Annotated in this window: 14 protein-coding genes and 2 tRNA genes; 6 read left to right on the plus strand and 10 right to left on the minus strand. The window is 66.0% G+C overall.

Translation table 11 applies throughout. The features are described 5' to 3' along the window. The 3 genes from LO787_RS22545 to thyA all read right to left on the minus strand — a co-directional run bounded on the left by LO787_RS22545 (position 1) and on the right by thyA (position 3,397). Positions 1-1,053, minus strand: coding sequence for an alpha-ketoacid dehydrogenase subunit beta (locus tag LO787_RS22545; protein ID WP_232493214.1), 1,053 nt, complete (start codon positions 1,051-1,053; stop codon positions 1-3). Next, a complete protein-coding gene (locus tag LO787_RS22550) occupies positions 1,046-2,347 on the minus strand; it encodes a 3-methyl-2-oxobutanoate dehydrogenase (2-methylpropanoyl-transferring) subunit alpha (RefSeq protein ID WP_232493215.1) in 1,302 nt (433 codons plus the stop codon). The genes LO787_RS22545 and LO787_RS22550 overlap by 8 nt, the downstream gene beginning before the upstream one ends. Before the next feature lie 93 nt (positions 2,348-2,440). Beyond that, entirely contained in the window at positions 2,441-3,397 is a 957-nt protein-coding gene (gene thyA / locus LO787_RS22555; protein WP_232493216.1) for a thymidylate synthase, read from the minus strand. Positions 3,398-3,576: 179 nt separating this feature from the next. Here thyA and LO787_RS22560 point away from each other — a divergent pair. Next, a tRNA-Pro gene (locus tag LO787_RS22560) sits at positions 3,577-3,653 on the plus strand. Positions 3,654-3,710: 57 nt separating this feature from the next. Here the strand turns inward: LO787_RS22560 and LO787_RS22565 are convergent. Continuing rightward, the gene (locus LO787_RS22565; RefSeq protein WP_232493217.1) at positions 3,711-4,496 is read right to left on the minus strand and encodes a FadR/GntR family transcriptional regulator; all 786 of its coding nucleotides are present in this window, start codon (positions 4,494-4,496) and stop codon (positions 3,711-3,713) included. A gap of 117 nt (positions 4,497-4,613) precedes the next feature. Continuing rightward, positions 4,614-6,671, minus strand: coding sequence for an ATP-dependent DNA helicase RecG (recG, locus tag LO787_RS22570; protein ID WP_232493218.1), 2,058 nt, complete (start codon positions 6,669-6,671; stop codon positions 4,614-4,616). Between the two features lie 104 nt (positions 6,672-6,775). Between recG and LO787_RS22575 the strand changes: the two genes are divergently transcribed. Together LO787_RS22575 and LO787_RS22580 are read left to right on the plus strand one after the other, a co-directional pair. Next, positions 6,776-7,198 (plus strand): baeRF12 domain-containing protein, encoded by a 423-nt coding sequence (locus LO787_RS22575; protein WP_232493219.1) that lies wholly within the window; start codon positions 6,776-6,778, stop codon positions 7,196-7,198. Positions 7,199-7,241: 43 nt separating this feature from the next. After that, complete coding sequence (locus tag LO787_RS22580; protein ID WP_232493220.1) at positions 7,242-7,523, plus strand: FAD assembly factor SdhE; 282 nt, start codon at positions 7,242-7,244, stop codon at positions 7,521-7,523. 62 nt (positions 7,524-7,585) lie between these two features. Here the strand turns inward: LO787_RS22580 and LO787_RS22585 are convergent, their stop codons facing one another. The 4 genes from LO787_RS22585 to LO787_RS22600 all read right to left on the minus strand — a co-directional run bounded on the left by LO787_RS22585 (position 7,586) and on the right by LO787_RS22600 (position 9,432). Beyond that, positions 7,586-8,323: a glucose 1-dehydrogenase gene (locus LO787_RS22585; RefSeq protein WP_232493221.1), complete on the minus strand. Its 738-nt coding sequence runs from the start codon at positions 8,321-8,323 to the stop codon at positions 7,586-7,588. 78 nt (positions 8,324-8,401) lie between these two features. Beyond that, on the minus strand, positions 8,402-8,659 hold the full coding sequence (locus tag LO787_RS22590) for a hypothetical protein (RefSeq protein WP_232493222.1): 258 nt from the start codon (positions 8,657-8,659) through the stop codon (positions 8,402-8,404). A gap of 77 nt (positions 8,660-8,736) precedes the next feature. Continuing rightward, entirely contained in the window at positions 8,737-9,114 is a 378-nt protein-coding gene (locus LO787_RS22595) for a hypothetical protein (protein WP_232493223.1), read from the minus strand. 3 nt (positions 9,115-9,117) lie between these two features. Continuing rightward, positions 9,118-9,432 carry a hypothetical protein gene (locus LO787_RS22600; RefSeq protein ID WP_232493224.1) on the minus strand — a complete coding sequence of 105 codons (315 nt, stop codon included), beginning with the start codon at positions 9,430-9,432 and terminating at the stop codon, positions 9,118-9,120. A gap of 152 nt (positions 9,433-9,584) precedes the next feature. Between LO787_RS22600 and mfd the strand changes: the two genes are divergently transcribed. Beyond that, complete coding sequence (mfd, locus tag LO787_RS22605; RefSeq protein WP_232493225.1) at positions 9,585-13,061, plus strand: transcription-repair coupling factor; 3,477 nt, start codon at positions 9,585-9,587, stop codon at positions 13,059-13,061. Between the two features lie 204 nt (positions 13,062-13,265). On the opposite strand, the gene LO787_RS22610 is transcribed toward mfd, so the two are convergent. Then, a complete protein-coding gene (locus LO787_RS22610; RefSeq protein ID WP_232493226.1) occupies positions 13,266-14,618 on the minus strand; it encodes a bifunctional diguanylate cyclase/phosphodiesterase in 1,353 nt (450 codons plus the stop codon). A gap of 97 nt (positions 14,619-14,715) precedes the next feature. On the opposite strand from LO787_RS22610, the gene LO787_RS22615 reads away from it, so the two are divergent. Both LO787_RS22615 and LO787_RS22620 read left to right on the plus strand, forming a co-directional pair. After that, positions 14,716-15,498 (plus strand): NAD kinase, encoded by a 783-nt coding sequence (locus tag LO787_RS22615; RefSeq protein ID WP_232493227.1) that lies wholly within the window; start codon positions 14,716-14,718, stop codon positions 15,496-15,498. A 231-nt stretch (positions 15,499-15,729) separates the two neighbouring features. Next, a tRNA-Asn gene (locus LO787_RS22620) sits at positions 15,730-15,804 on the plus strand. The last annotated feature ends 84 nt before the right edge of the window (positions 15,805-15,888 follow it).

Consider the following 15,888-nt stretch of genomic DNA (forward strand, 5'->3'; position numbering starts at 1 on the left):
TCAATCCTTCAAGAGCCGATCGACCGCCTCGCCGATGCGGACGGGACCGGGGAAATAGGCCCACTCGAGGCTATGCGGATACGGCGTGTCGAAGCCGGTCACGCGCTCGACGGGTGCCTCAAGGTGATAGAAGCAGCGCTCCTGAACCAGCGTGACGAGTTCCGCGCCGAAGCCGGAAGTGCGGGTGGCCTCGTGTATCACCAGGCATTTCCCCGTCTTCTCCACGGACTTTTCCACAGTCGCCATGTCGAGCGGAACGAGCGTGCGCAGGTCGATGATCTCGGCATCGACGCCCTTCTCCGCCAGCACTGCTTCGGCGACATGGATCATCGTGCCATAGGCCAGCACCGTCAGCGCCGAGCCTTCGCACACGATGCGCGCCTTGCCGAGCGGGGTCTTGTAGTACCCTTCCGGAACGACACCGCCCGCATGGCCCTTCCATGTCCGTGAGGGCTTGTCGTAATAGCCGTCGAACGGGCCGTTATAGATGCGCTTGGGCTCGAAGAAGATGACCGGGTCATTGTCCTCGATCGCGGCGATCAGCAGGCCCTTGGCATCGTGCGGTGTCGCAGGGATGACCGTCTTGAGGCCGGCAACGTGCGTGAACAGCGCCTCGGGGCTCTGGCTATGCGTCTGCCCGCCGAAGATGCCGCCGCCAAAGGGCGAGCGGATCGTGATCGGCGAGGTGAACTCGCCCGCTGAACGATAGCGCATGCGCGCCGCCTCGGAGACGAGCTGGTCGAGCCCCGGATAGATATAGTCCGCGAACTGAATCTCCGGCACCGGACGAAGGCCATAGGCAGCCATGCCCACCGCCGCGCCGACGATGCCGCACTCGTTGATCGGCGAATCGAACACGCGGTTGCGACCGTACTTCTTCTGCAGACCCGCGGTTGCACGGAACACGCCGCCGAAATAGCCGACGTCCTCACCCAGGATGACGATGTCCGGGTCGCGCGCCATCATGATGTCGAGCGCGTCGTTGATCGCCTCGATCATGTTCATCTGGCGCGTGGGAGCATCGCGCAGGCTGATGGAATCCTCTTCAGTCATGGCCTTCCCCCTTCCATTCGGGCCATTTCGTTTCACGCTCTCGGATGGCCTGTGCGGCCTGCTCCTCGAGATGCCAGGGCAGTTCCTCGAAGACGTCCTCGAACATGGTGTGGAACGGGTGGTGCAGGCCATGGCCCAGCACGCCGTTCTTCTCGGCTTCCTTGGTGGCCACCTTGACCTGTTCGACGAGTTCGCGGTCCATCGCCTCCTGCTGCTCCTCCGACCATTCGCCCAGCACGATCAGATGCTTCTTGAGGCGCATGATCGGGTCGCCCAACGGCCATTCCTCACGCTCCTGCGCGGAGCGATAGGCGCTGGGATCGTCCGAGGTGGAATGCCCCTCGGCCCGGTAGGTGAAGTGCTCGATCAGCGTCGGACCCTGGTTGGCGCGGGCACGGTCGGCGGCCCATTGCGACGCCGCATAGACCGCCAGTGCATCGTTGCCGTCTACGCGCAGGCCCGCGATGCCGTAACCCGCAGCGCGTGCCGCGAAGGTCGTGCGCTCCGCCCCGGCAAACCCGGAGAAGCTGGAGATCGCCCACTGGTTGTTGACGACGTTCAGCACCACCGGCGCGTTGTAGACCGCCGCGAAGGTCATCGCCGCGTGGAAGTCGCCTTCCGCACTCGATCCCTCGCCGACGAAGGCACTGGCGATGCGGGTGTCACCCTTGATCGCGCTCGCCATGGCCCAGCCGACGGCCTGCGGGAACTGCGTCGCAAGGTTGCCCGAGATGGTGAAGAAGCCGAAATCCCGCGCCGAATACATCACCGGCAGCTGGCGACCCTTCAGCTTGTCCGCACGGTTGGAGTAGATCTGGTTGACCATCTCGACCAGCGGATAACCGCGAGAGATCAGCACGCCCTGCTGGCGATAGGTCGGGAACACCATGTCGTCATGGGCAAGCGCATGGGCGTGGGCGACCGAGATCGCCTCCTCGCCGGTACACTTCATGTAGAAGCTGGTCTTGCCCTGCCGCTGCCCACGATACATGCGATCGTCGAAGGCGCGGGTCAGCGCCATCGTGCGCAACATGCGGCGCAGCGTCTCGGCGTCTAGTCCGGGGTTCCAGGGACCGACCGCTCGGTCGTCCTCGTCGAGAACGCGGATCATGTCGGTGGTCATCGGCCAGGTCTCGCTGGCCGGGCAATTCTCGTCCGGCCGGCCCAGTTGCCCGGCGGGCGGCACCGGCAGATGCGAGTAGTCGACAACGTCCCCCGGCCGATAGCGCGGCTCGGGGACGTAGAGTTCCAACGGCGGCAGATTACCGCGCGTTCGTGCCGTATTTTCGGCCATTTTCATGCTCTCCCGCCAAGGTCGGGCCGTAGGAACCTTGGGATGCAAAATTCTACGGTTAAGTCATAATATTTCAAACCTCAGCAATGTCAATCAGACCGCAACCGGCGCGGCGATATGCGCCTGGGGGGCATATCCGCAGACTTCGAAGTCCTCGATCCGATAGTCGAAGATCGAATCCGGATGCCTCGCAATCGCCATCGTGGCCACCCCGTCGGGCTCGCGCGAAAGCTGCTGTTCGACCAGTTCCGCGTGGTTGAGGTACAAGTGGACATCGCCACCCATCCAAACGGCCTCACCCGGCTCAAGGTTGCATTGCTGCGCCATCATCCGCGTCAGCAGCGCCAGCGACCACATGTTGAACGCGAAGCCGAGGCCGAGATCGCAGCTGCGCTGGTAGAGCAGACAGGACAGCCGCCCATCGGCCACATGGAACTGATAGGTCTTGTGGCATGGCGGCAAGGCCATCGAATCGAGTTCGGCGACGTTCCAGCCCTCGATGATGTGACGACGGCTGCCGGGATTGGTCTTCAGACTCTCGACCACCTGCGCGACCTGATTGATGCCTGCACCACGCCGGAACAGGCCATCGCCCGCGGGCTCATAGGTATCCCAATCGACCCACTGCTTGCCGTAGACCGGTCCGAGATCACCCCACGCCTCGGCGAAGACCTCATCCCCGACGATCCGTGCGGAGAAGTCCTTACGGCTGATCCCCTCTCCCGTCTCGCGGCGATAGCGGTCGAGCGGCCAGTCGGTCCAGATCTCCACGCCCTGCGCGCAGAGCGGGCGGATATTGGTATTGCCGGTCAGAAACCACAGCATCTCGCGCGTGGCGGTCTTCCAGTAGACGCGTTTGGTGGTGAGCAGCGGCATGGCACCGCCCGACAGATCGAAGCGGATCGTCGCGCCGAATACCGACCGCGTGCCGACGCCGGTCCGATCGACGCGCTCGTCGCCCTGCTCCCAGATGCGGCGCATGAGATCGAGATACTGCCACTCCCAATGCGGGGCGACAGTTGAGGCGGCGTGGAGCGGCAGCGTGGTCATGCCGCACAATCTATCGTCGCAGCCAGGCTATCGGAAGTCTCCAACGCCGGTGCTCCCCAGCCCTGTCCCGACGAATTTCACGACGTTGAAGTTTTTCCGAAAAGCCCTCTTGCCACCCCCGGAGTCGCCCTATATAGGCGCCCTCCTGCCCGGGGCGGTCTTCGGATTGCCCCTCCGGTCGGGGAATAGCTCAGCCTGGTAGAGCACTGTCTTCGGGAGGCAGGGGCCGGAGGTTCGAATCCTCTTTCCCCGACCATTTTACTCCTTGTGAGTAGGCGAGAACGGCGCGTCGCAAGACGCGCCGTTCGTCGTTTCAGCGTCCGGAAAAATAGCGCGAGCGCATTTCCGCCACCCTCGCCCGCGCATCCGCCACCGCTCGCTCCTCGATCGCCATCAGTACGTGCTCGATCGAGCCTTCCAGATGCATCCGCACCGCCGCTCGCGCCCGCACCGGATCGCGCGCCTTCAATGCTGCAAGAATCTCGACGTGCTGCTCCAGACTGTAGCGATAGTTGTGGTTGCGTGCCTCCTCCAGCATCCGGCGACATTCGGGCGAGCGTGAACGCATGTCCCATAAGTCTCTCACGCCACGCTCGACCGCGGTGTTGCGGGTGGCCCGCGCCATCGTCATGTGAAAATCCGTCAGCGCAGCCTGCCAATCCTCGAACGTCCCGTCTTCGCGACGCATCTCCATAACCGCCGCGTCCAACCGCGCGAGTTCCTCGTCCGTGACATTTGCCGCTGCAAGCGAGGCTGCTTCGCCCTCGAATATCAGCCGCGCCTGTGCCAGTTCCATCGGCGTGACTTCGGCCGCCGAGCTAGGCTGCTCATCCTCCGGCAAGCGCAGCACGTAGGCGCCGGAACCGATCCTCACGTCGACCACGCCCATCACTTCGAGCGCCAGCAAGGCCTCACGCACGATCGGACGGCTCACGCCCATGATGACGGCAAGTTCGCGCTCCGCGGGCATGCGTGAGCCTACCGGATAGCGCCCTGCCCGCACATCCTCTACAATCCGCGCGGCCACTTTGCGATAGAGCCTTGGAGCATGTGCATCCGCCGGCCCGGCCTCATCGGCCTTCCCATTTTCCCCACCCACGGCCACTCTCCTGCGGTCCGACCGATTTTTCGGTTTTTGCCGGTCGGTCTTACCAGTGCGCGGGGTTTTCGGGCAATATGCGCTCCGCCACCGTCAAGTGACATTGCCGTCGCAGGCCTAGCCTGATCGCAGAAGCTGCACGCCCCAGTCGCGCTCGAAGAGATAGAGCATCAGGCGCGCTGCTTCCCCGCGTGGTCCGGTCAGCCCGCCATCGCGCTCGATCAGCAACCGCGCGTCGTCATGCGCCAACGGCAGAAGCTTGGATATCTGCTCCAACGTGGCGATGCGGAACGGCGCGTCGCCCGACTGCCGCGTGCCGAGCAGTTCGCCGCCACCACGCAATTGCAGGTCTTCCTCGGCCAGCCGGAAGCCGTCCTGCGTCTCGCGCATCAGGGCGAGGCGCTGGCGGCCCGTTTCAGATAGCTGGTTACCGCGCAACAGCAGGCACGTCGACTTGCCCGACCCACGCCCTACGCGCCCGCGCAACTGGTGCAACTGGGCAAGGCCGAAGCGCTCGGCCTGCTCGATCACCATCAGCGTGGCGTTGGGCACGTCGACGCCGACCTCGATCACGGTGGTCGCGACGAGAAGGCTGGCCTCGCCCTTGGCGAAACGCTCCATCGCCGCGTCCTTGACCTCCGGCTTCAACTGCCCGTGGACAAGCGCCACCGCATCGCCCAGCCACTCCTTGAGCGCGGCATAGCGTGCCTCTGCGGCAGCAAGATCATCCGTCTCGCTCTCATTGACCATCGGGCAGACCCAATAAGCCTGCTGCCCGGTGGCGATATGGCGAGCGAGCGCGCCGATAACGTCGTCCATACGCTCCACTGCGACGACTCGCGTGTCGATTGCCTGACGTCCCGGCGGCAGTTCGTCGAGCTTGGACACCTCCATCTCGCCGTACTGCGCCAGCGTCAGCGTGCGCGGGATCGGCGTGGCCGTCATCGCCAGCGTATGCGGCGCGCGGCGCCCCTTGCGCGCCAGCATTAGCCTCTGGCCGACACCGAAACGGTGCTGTTCGTCGATCACCACCAGCGCGAGATTCCGATAGGCCACGCTGTCCTGGAAGATCGCATGGGTACCGACGACGATCTGGATCGAGCCGCCCAGCAGCCCCATCAGGATCGCTTCGCGCGCCTTGCCCTTGTCGCGCCCGGTCAGCAGCGCGATCTCGACGCCGGTGCCCTGAAGCATGCGCGAGAGCGTCTCGTAATGCTGGCGAGCAAGGATTTCCGTGGGCGCCAGCAACGCTGCCTGCGCACCAGCCTCCACCGCGATCAGCATTGAGGTGAGCGCGACAACCGTCTTGCCCGAGCCGACATCACCCTGCAGCAGCCGCAGCATTGGCGAGGGCTGGGCCAGATCGCCCTCGATCTCCCCGATCGAACGGGCCTGCGCGCCCGTCAGCGCGAAAGGCAGCTTGAGCTTCGCGCGCAGCGATCCGTCGCCGACCAGCGGCGTGCCGCGCTGCGAGCGGTTGCTTTCGCGCACCAGCATCAGCGCGAGAGCGTTGGCGAAGAGTTCATCGTAGGCCAGCCGATCGCGCGCCGGGCCGTTCACGCCGCGATGGGCCTCGGTCAGCGCCTCGCGCCAGGCGAGCCAGCCGGTCTTGCTGAGCAGACTCGGCTCGATCCATTCAGGCAGATCCGGCAAGGCTTTGAGCGACTGCGCCACCAGTGAGGCGACGCGGCCTTGCGTAAGTCCCTCGGACAGCGGGTAGACCGCCTCGCACAACTGGCCGACCGGGGCGACGGAATCCTCGGAGACATGCTCGGGATGCACGATCTGGAGCATCTGGCCGTACTGGTCGATACGTCCTGCGACCCAGCGCTTCTCGCCCACCGGGAGCTGCTTTTTCGCGGTGTAGGAGGCGCGGCCGAAGTAGGTGATCGTGCAAATGTTGCCGATCGCATCTTCGGCGATCACGCGGAACGGGCCGCGGCCGCTGGGGGCGCGGTGTTCGCGCACGGTCAGGGCAACGATGACGTTCTCGCCGATGCCCGCCTCGTCCAGATTGGTGATGGCGCGGCGTTCCACGAAGCGGTCGGGCAAGTGATACGCGATGTCCCGGATGCGGGTAAGCGCGAGCTTTTCCAAGGGCTTGCGCAGCTTGGGACCGACGCCTTCGAGCGCCTCGACTTCGACGAACAGGGAATTGAGCGCTTCGGGCCGCATAGGCCGAGCCTCTTAGCGCGACTGTGCACCGTTTCGCCAGACCGCGCGGGAACTTGCCCGGGCATGACGTCATTAGTTTCGCGTCACCAACATAGGAGAAGCCCATGCTCTTGCCGCACGGAACCGTGTTCGCGATCGTCGACGGGGAGAATTTCGAGCTTTATCGCAACTCCGGAATCGAGGCAGAACCGCGGCTTACCGCCATCGATGTGCCCGAACTGGAGGCTACGAACTTCAGCGCGGGCGCGCGTCGGCTGGACGGTCCGACGCGGCATCAGGCGCGGACCGGGGACGGCAGCAACGACGGACTCGACGAGGCCGCGCATGTCGCGGCAGTGACTGGATGGCTGAACCAGCAGGTGCTTTCGCGCGATATCGAGCAGCTTGTCGTGGTCGCCGATCCGCGTTCGCTGGGTGAGATGCGCAGGCATTATCACAAGCAACTCAAGGACATACTCGTCGCAGAGGTGCCCAAGAACCTCGCCGGTCGCCCGGCGCAGGAGATCGTGCGCGTCCTTCACAGCTGACCGCAACCTTGCCCATGGCCGCGCTGCGCTGTACGGCGCGGCCATGACCGAACTTACGCCCGATAACGCTGGCCGCCTTGCCCGCCTGAAGTTCCGCGCCTGGCACCGTGGCACGCGGGAAGCCGACTATATGATCGGCTGTTTCTTCGACAAATTCCACGCCGAATGGTCCGACGAAGAGATCGACATGTTCGAGCGGATGATCGAGGAAGAAGACGTCGACATCATGGCCTGGGCGCTCGGTACGCAGAGCATTCCCGAAGAATATCAAGGCCCTATGCTGACCCGCATGATGCAGCTGGATTACGTCGACATCCCGCGCTGATGGCCCCGCTGAGCCCTGCACTGAACTGCACCTAGCGTGTACCAAGCGTCCCCGAGAGGTGCTCAAAGCCCTCCGAGGACATGCCCGCCGTCAACGGGCATCACCACGCCCGTCATGTAGCGCGAGGCGTCCGAACAGAGCAGCGTGAGCGGCCCGTCGAGATCCTCGAACTGACCGAAACGCCGCTGCGGGATTCGCCGCGCCATCGCCTCGCCCAGCTTGCTGGCAAGAAAGTCGCGGTTCATGTCGGTGGTGAAGTAGCCCGGCGCCAGCGCGTTGACGCGGATGCCGTAGCGGGCAAGTTCCAGTGCCATCTGCTTGGTCATCTGCACCACGCCCGCCTTGCTCATCGCATAGACCGTCAGTTGGCCGCCCTGCGCCAGACCCAGGATCGAGGCGATGTTGACGATCGCCCCGCCAGTGCCGCGATCGCGCATCCCGCGCGCGGCTTCGGTGGCGACGAGGAAGGCGCCGCGCAGGTTGGCGTTCATGATGTGGTCGAAGTCCTCGACCGTCGCATCGAGCACCGGCTGCGCGGCGGAGACGCCCGCGTTGTTCACCAGCACGTCGATCGCGCCCGCCTGCGCCACGGCTTCACGAACGCTCGCGGGATCGGTGACGTCGAGCGGCACCACGCTCGCCGCGCTGCCGATCGTGGCCGCCAGTTCCTCCAGCGCCTCGACCCGCCGCGCCGCCAGCACCACCTCGGCGCCCTGAGCCGCGAGCACTTGCGCGAAGTGCCGCCCCAGCCCGCTCGACGCGCCGGTTATGAGTATGCGCCTGCCTTCCAGTCCCGCCATCGTCCGCTCCCTTTGTTCAAGGGCGGTCGTGGTCGCTGGGGCAGTTCGGTGCAAGTGATGCTTTGTGGAGGTAGTGCCTTACGACGCGCCGTTCGGCCCGGCGCCCAGTCCAGCCACGATCTCCTTCTCGGCAGCGGTCGCCTCGTCCGCAAGCTGCCGCAGCGCCTTGGCGGTGTCTTCCAGCAGGCCCGCGCCCAGCGGCCGCTCGCCGTTCGTGAAGCGCCGGATGGCCCGCTCGTCGATGCCGAGACGGCGCGAGAAAGCGGTGACGCCGCCAAAAAGCTGGACGCAATACGCGAAGTGTTCACGCTGCTCGTCGATCGAAGGTGCTGCCATTGTATCCGCCTGTCAGTTCATTGCCGCAGCCATAGGCCATCCTGCCGACGGGGCAACCTCCATCGCCGCATCCGTCGTCACTGATAGCGCAGCGTGTTCTCGAACCCCTCGTTCGCCTTCGTCATCTTCGCGATCTTCCTGAGGGTCGCCCGCACGTTCCGCTCGACGCGGCGGTCGTCGTGAGCACCCGTGACCGGATAGTCGTCGCGGGCCAGCAACTGCTTGATGCGCTCCGCGAAAGCGGCCTGATCGCCTTCGTTGGCCGCTTTCCTGAGGTTTCGGCACACCCATTCCTCGGCGGCGGCCTTGTCGTAGTCATCCTCGGCACCGTACCCTCGCCTGTCCGCTGCCGCCTGCTCGCGTGCCGCCGCATCGATGCGGGCATCCAGCCATCTGGTCACAAGCTGGCCGTCCCACGCCTTCGCCGGGTCGCTCGCCGGGTTCCTGTCAGCCATGGCTCAGTTGCCCTCGGCATCGACCGAGAAGACCATGGGCTTGCCACGCGAAGCGGGCTCCCACCCGGCCAGCAACGCTGCCCGGATGCCCCTCGATACGATCGCATCACCGATCTGAAGACGCCCGCGCGGCATCCCTTTCATCAGGCGCTTGGGTGGAGGAAACTCCAGCAGGGCTCCGCGCTGGGTGCCTTTCTGCTGCAGCGCGACGGTCATGCCTCTCCAGCCATCGAAGTCGTCCCACTGCGGCTCGCTGCGCAGTTCCCATTCATATTGAAGTCCATCGACCTCGACGATACCGGCCAGCCTGTTGCTCATGACGGCACGCCTAGCAGGTCTCTGCCCGCAAACCACCCCCGTGTCGGCCTTGCAACGAAGACCCGCCGGGCAACATCCTTGTGCGCCCCCTTCCCCGCGCAAACCGATTGTATTTCCCGCCACTGCCGCATATCTCGCCTTCCACCTCCGTCATGACTGATTTCTCCCGCATCATCACGGCCTCGGCGCCGCTGACCCTCGCCTCGGTCACTCGCGGTTCGCAGCCGCTGGTGCTCGCCGATCTCGCCCGCGCCGCCGCAGCCAAAGGCCGCGCGGTCTTCATCGCCGACAACGATCAGGCCATGAGCGCCGTCGCCAGCGCCGCGCAGTTCTTCGCGCCCGAGCTGGAGGTGATCGAGTTCCCGGCGTGGGACTGCCTGCCCTATGACCGCGCCAGCCCGGCGCTCTCGGTCAGCGCCCGGCGTCTGGCGGCGCTTCATGCGCTGCAACTGAAGCGGCAGGGGCCGCAGTTGCTCGTCACCACGACGAACGCGGTGCTCCAGCGGGTGCTGACCCCCTTCCGCATCCGCGAATCGGTGCGCCTGCTCAAGCCCGGCATGGAAGTGGGCCACGAAAGCCTGATCGCGCTGCTGCGCCGTCAGGGCTACCAGCGCACCGACACCGCCATCGACGCGGGCGAGTTCGCGGTGCGCGGCTCGATCTTCGACATCGTGCCATCGGGGCTGGAAGGCGGCCTGCGCCTCGACTTCTTCGGGGACGAGCTGGAAACGCTGCGCCTGTTCGACACCGGCACCCAGCGCTCCACCGGCACCGTGCCCGACCACCTGCTGCTCCCCGCCAGCGAGGCGCTGGTGGACGAGGATACGGTGAAGCGCTTCCGCACCCGCTACCGCGAGAAGTTCGGCGCCAACGCCACCTCGGACCCGCTCTATCAGGCCGTCAGCGACGGTCGCCGCCTTGCGGGCATGGAGCACTGGCTGCCCTTGTTCGAGGACCGGCTGGTCACGCTGTTCGACCATCTCGGCGCGGACGACCTGATCGTCATCGACAACGCGGCGCTGGGCGCGGCGGACGAGCGCGTGACCGACATCGCCGACTATCACAAGGCGCGCCTCGACACCTCGGGCCAGAAGGCGGGTTCGTATCGCCCGCTGCCGACCGACGCGCTCTATCTGGGCAAGGACGAGTTCGAGGGGCTGCTGGACGCCCATCCCGTCCACCGCGCCGATCCCTTCGCGCAGCCCGAAAGCGCCAAGGTCATCGACTTCGGCTTCGGCAATGCCCGCGACTTCGCGCCCGAACGCGCGCGGGGCGACAATGCCTATGAAGCCGCAGCAAAGCACCTTCATGCGGTGGCGAAGTCGGGCCGCAAGGCGATCCTTGCCGCCTATTCCCCCGGCAGCCGCGCGCGCCTCGTCTCGATCCTCGGCGAAGCGCAGGGGCCGGAGCCGCGCGTCGCCGAGACATGGCAGGAAGCGCTGGGCATGGCCGTGCAGGGCCGCGCCGCCGCGCTGGTGCTGCCGCTGGAGACGGGCTTCTCCAACGATGCCGTCGAAGTCGTCACCGAGCAGGACATCCTCGGCGACCGCCTTGTCCGCCGGAAGAAAAAGAAGAAGGATTCCGACGCCTTCCTCGCCGAACTGGCGGCGCTGACGCCGGGCGACCTGATCGTCCACATGGACCACGGCATCGGGCGCTACGAAGGGCTCCAGTCGATCCCGGTCGGCAAGGCGCCGCACGACTGCGTGATGCTGACCTATGCGGGCGGCGACAAGCTCTACATCCCGGTCGAGAACCTCGACGTCCTCTCGCGCTACGGCAGCGAGGCGGAAGGCGTCGCGCTCGACAAGCTGGGCGGCGAGGCATGGCAGAAGCGCCGCGCCCGCTTGAAGGAGCGCATCCGCGAGATCGCGGGCGAACTGATGAAGACCGCCGCCGAGCGCGCGCTGCGGCAGGCCCCGGCCTTCCTGCCGGAAGAATCGAGCTTCAACCAGTTCGTCGACCGCTTCCCCTGGCAAGAGACCGAGGACCAGGAAGCCGCCATCGCCGATACGCTGGACGACCTTGCCAGCGGCAAGCCGATGGACCGCCTCGTCTGCGGCGACGTCGGCTTCGGCAAGACCGAAGTCGCCCTGCGCGCGGCCTTCGTGGCCGCCATGGCGGGCCAGCAGGTCGCCGTCGTGGCGCCGACCACTCTCTTGGCGCGACAGCACTTCTCCGGCTTTGCGGATCGCTTCGCCGGCTTCCCGCTCAACGTCGGCCGCCTCTCGCGCCTCGTGCCGGAAAAGGAAGCCAAAGCGACGCGCGACGGGCTGGCGGAAGGCACCGTGGACGTGGTCTGCGGCACCCACGCGATCCTCTCCAAGACGGTCAGCTTCAAGCGCCTCGGCCTCGTCATCGTCGACGAGGAGCAGCGCTTCGGCGTCAACCACAAGGAAAAACTCAAGCAGCTTCGCGCCGACGTGCATGTGCTGACGCTGACCGCCACGCCGATCCCGCGCACGCTTCAGATGGCGATGTCGGGCCTGCGCGAACTCTCCACCATCCAGACCCCGCCGGTCGACCGCCTTGCGGTGCGCACCTACGTGATGGAATGGGACGAGATGGTGATGCGCGAGGCGCTGCTGCGCGAACACCATCGCGGCGGCCAGAGCTTCATCGTCGTCCCCCGCATCTCCGACATGGCCGAGATCGAGGACTGGCTGCACAAGAACGTGCCCGAGGTGAAGTACATCTCCGCCCACGGCCAGATGTCGGCGGGCGAAGTGGAGGAGCGCATGAGCGCCTTCTACGAAGGCAAGTACGAGGTGCTGCTCTCCACCACGATCGTCGAATCGGGCATCGACATACCGCGCGCCAACACGATCATCATCCACCGCGCCGACCGCTTCGGCCTTGCCCAGCTCTACCAGCTGCGCGGGCGCGTGGGCCGGTCGAAGCTGCGCGCCTACGCCTACCTGACGACGCCGGGCGGGCGACAACTGTCCGAAGTCGCCGAAAAGCGCCTCAAGGTGCTGGGCGACCTCGATTCGCTCGGCGCGGGCTTCCAGCTCGCCAGCCACGACCTCGACATCCGCGGCGCGGGCAACCTGCTGGGCGACGAGCAGTCCGGCCATATCCGCGAGGTGGGCTTCGAACTCTACCAGTCGATGCTGGAGGACGCGATCCTCGCCGCGCGCGCGGGCGGCGTCGGGCTGGAGAAGGACACCTCGGGCCTGTCCCCGCAGATCACGGTGGAAGCGCCGATCATGATCCCGGAGGAATACGTGCCGGACCTCGCCGTCCGCATGGCGCTCTACCGCCGCCTCAACGACGCCGAGAGCAAGGACGAGATCGAATCGCTCTCCGCCGAGATGATCGACCGCTTCGGCCCCCTGCCCCAGCCGACCGCGAACCTCGTCCAGCTCATCCAGATCAAGCGGCAGGCGATCGAGGCGCACATCGCCAAGATCGACGTCGGCCCGCGTGGCACGCTGGTCAGCTTCCACAACGACAGCTTCCCGAACCCGGTCGGCCTCATCGCCTATGCCGAGCGTCTGAACGGCGTGGTGAAGCTGCGGCCCGACAACAAGCTGGTGCTGCAACGCGCCTGGGGCGATCCCAAGAGCCGCCTCAACGGCCTGCTGCAGCTGACCAAGGGACTGAGCGCGGTGGCGCGGAAGGGTTAAGGAAGCGGCAGGGTTTTGCGCCTCATCTCGTCATTGCGAGCGTAGCGAAGCAATCCATGCTTGGCACGCGACGCTGGATTGCTTCGCTACGCTCGCAATGACGAACAATGTGCCCGCAGAGCAATTCGGATGCCCCGCAAGGATTCGAACCTCGACGATAGAACGGTAGCTTGGTCATTGGATGGCGGGGCTTAGATGAAAGCCCTAAGCCCCCGTGCTTTCGCCCTTCGCCTCTTCCGCCCGCGCCAGCTTGGCGAACATCGCCGCGCTCATCGGCTGCGCGCGCAGGAAGCCCTGGAAGTAGGCGCAGCCCTCGCGCGCGGCGACTTCGCGCTGGCCTTCCTCCTCGATCCCCTCGGCGATCACCTCGAGGTCGAGCGCCCGCGCCATCGCCACGATCGCGCGCAGCACGGCCACGTCGCGGCGGTCGGTGGTGACGCCGTCGATCATCGAGCGGTCGAGCTTGAGGTAGTGGATCGGCAGCACCTTGAGGTAGCGGAAGTTGCAGAAGCCCGCCCCGAAATCATCGAGCGCGATGCGGATGCCCTGTGCCGAGAAGTCCGCCATCGTCCGCGCAACCATCTCGATGTCGGCGATGAGCGCCTGCTCGGTGATCTCCAGCGTCAGCTGCCGCAGCGGAAAGCCGCTTTCCCGGATCAGCTCGAACATCTGCCGCGTATAGCTGGCGAAGGCTAGGTCGGCGGGCGTCACGTTGATCGAGAGGCGCAGCGTGCCCGGCCAGTCGCGCGCGGCGAACATCGCCTTGCGCGCGATGTGGCGCGACAGCGGGCCGATGTGGTCCGCCCGCTCGGCAATGGCGAAGAGCGCACCCGCGCCGATGCGACCAAGCTCCGGGTGGTTCCACCGCGCCAGCGCCTCGGCCCCGGTCAGTCGGTCGTCGGCAAGGTTGAACTGGGGCTGGAACAGGACTTCGATCTCGTCCCGGTCGATGGCGCCGAGGAGGTCCGCCTCCAGCTGCTGCGCGGAGCGCCCCGGCGGCGTGATCTCGCCGTCCGCCCACGCCAGCCGCGTGCCCGACTGCTCGTGCGCCTCGCCAAGTGCATGGCCGAGCCGGTCGAGCATCGATTCGACGCTCTCCCCCGTCAGTGCGCGGATCAGCGCCACGCGCGGCGACAGGCGCAGGATGCCCGAGCTGACGGGAATCGGCCGCGCGATCATGTCGGCAAGCTGGTCGGCGACAAGCTGCCAGCGCTCGCGGCTGCACGCCTCGTTGGCGACGAGCAGGAAGCTGCCGCCACCCGCGCGGGCGAGCAGCCACGGTCCATCCAGCTCCTCTTCCGCGAAGTGGCCGATGCGCGCGGCGACTTCCGCCAGCGCGCCGTCGCCCGCCGCCTCGCCATAGGCCATGTTGATCGCGTCGAGCCGGCGCAGGCTGAACAGCATGGCGTGGACATGCGCCATGTGCGGCATCAGTGCCGGGTCTTCGCGCCATGCCGCCACGCGATCGTGGACCGCCTCAAGCCCCGGAATGCCGGACAGGCGGTCCTCGATCCGCTTCGGCGGTTTGCGGACCTTCTCGTTCAGTTTTACGCCCATCGCGCGGCCATAACCCAAACCCCTTGCAAAACCCTTCAAAATTCGCGAGCCCCAATCCCGGATTGGGACCGGGCCGCAAGGTCTTCAGAGGGATGTGATGAGCAACGACGCCAAGCTGGCGCTTATCGTCTCCGACAGCGCCAAGGCGCAGGCCGGAGCAAGGGCACTGCACGACTCGCACCCATGGGTCTCGCCGCAGGAAGCCGACGTGCTCGTCGTGCTCGGCGGCGACGGGTTCCTGCTGCACGTCCTGCACGAACTGCTGGACCGCGACGGGATCAAGCCGGTCTACGGCATGAACCTGGGCACCATCGGCTTCCTGATGAACGGCCCGCTGGAAGACGGCGAGACCATCGCCGCCCGCGTGGCCGAGGCGCATAGCGTCCCGGTGCGCCCGCTGTGCATGAATGCCGTGACGCAGAGCGGGGAGAAGTTCAGCTACCACGCCATCAATGAAGTCTCGCTTCTGCGCGAGACGCGCCAGACCGCCAAGCTCGAAGTGCGCATCAACGGGCGCGTCAGGATGGAGGAACTCGCGGGCGACGGCATCCTGCTGGCGACGCCGGTGGGCTCCACCGCATACAATCTTTCCGCCCACGGACCGATCCTGCCGCTCGGCTCACGCATGATGGCGATGACCCCGCTCAACCCCTTCCGCCCGCGCCGCTGGAAAGGCGCAATCCTGCCCGAGAGCGCCGAAGTGGAACTGCGCATCCTCGAACCCGGCAAGCGCCCCGTCGCCGCCGTCGCTGACCAGAAGGAAGTGCGCGACGTCGCCATCGTGCGCATCAAGGCGACCGCGGAAAAGGAACTGACGCTGCTGTTCGACCCCGGCTTCACCCTGGAGGAACGCATCTTCGCCGAGCAGTTCCAAGTCTGAACCTAACCGCGCCTTCCCCTCCATCGTCATTGCGAGGGCCGAAGGCCCGCGGCAATCCGCAGCCGCTTCGCCGTCCCCGATTGCTTCTCTCAACCGGCAATCGCGACGGGCCATCGCGAACCTAAAACTTTTTCGAAAATAGATCCGATTTTCTGCATCACGGGGTTGCCAAGGCTGAGGAAGCTGTTATTGGCGCACCCCTGCCCGGCGGTGGTAACACTGACAGGCTGCTCCCCGATAGCTCAGCGGTAGAGCATTCGACTGTTAATCGAATGGCCGTAGGTTCGAATCCTACTCGGGGAGCCAACATCTTCTTCCACCCGGAAGAAGACCGTGCCAAGGGCGCGCCTCAAGCTCCACATCATCGACATTGCTCCGCGGCCTCCCGCG

It is taken from the genome of Novosphingobium kaempferiae (genome assembly GCF_021227995.1).
Lineage (GTDB): Bacteria > Pseudomonadota > Alphaproteobacteria > Sphingomonadales > Sphingomonadaceae > Novosphingobium > Novosphingobium kaempferiae.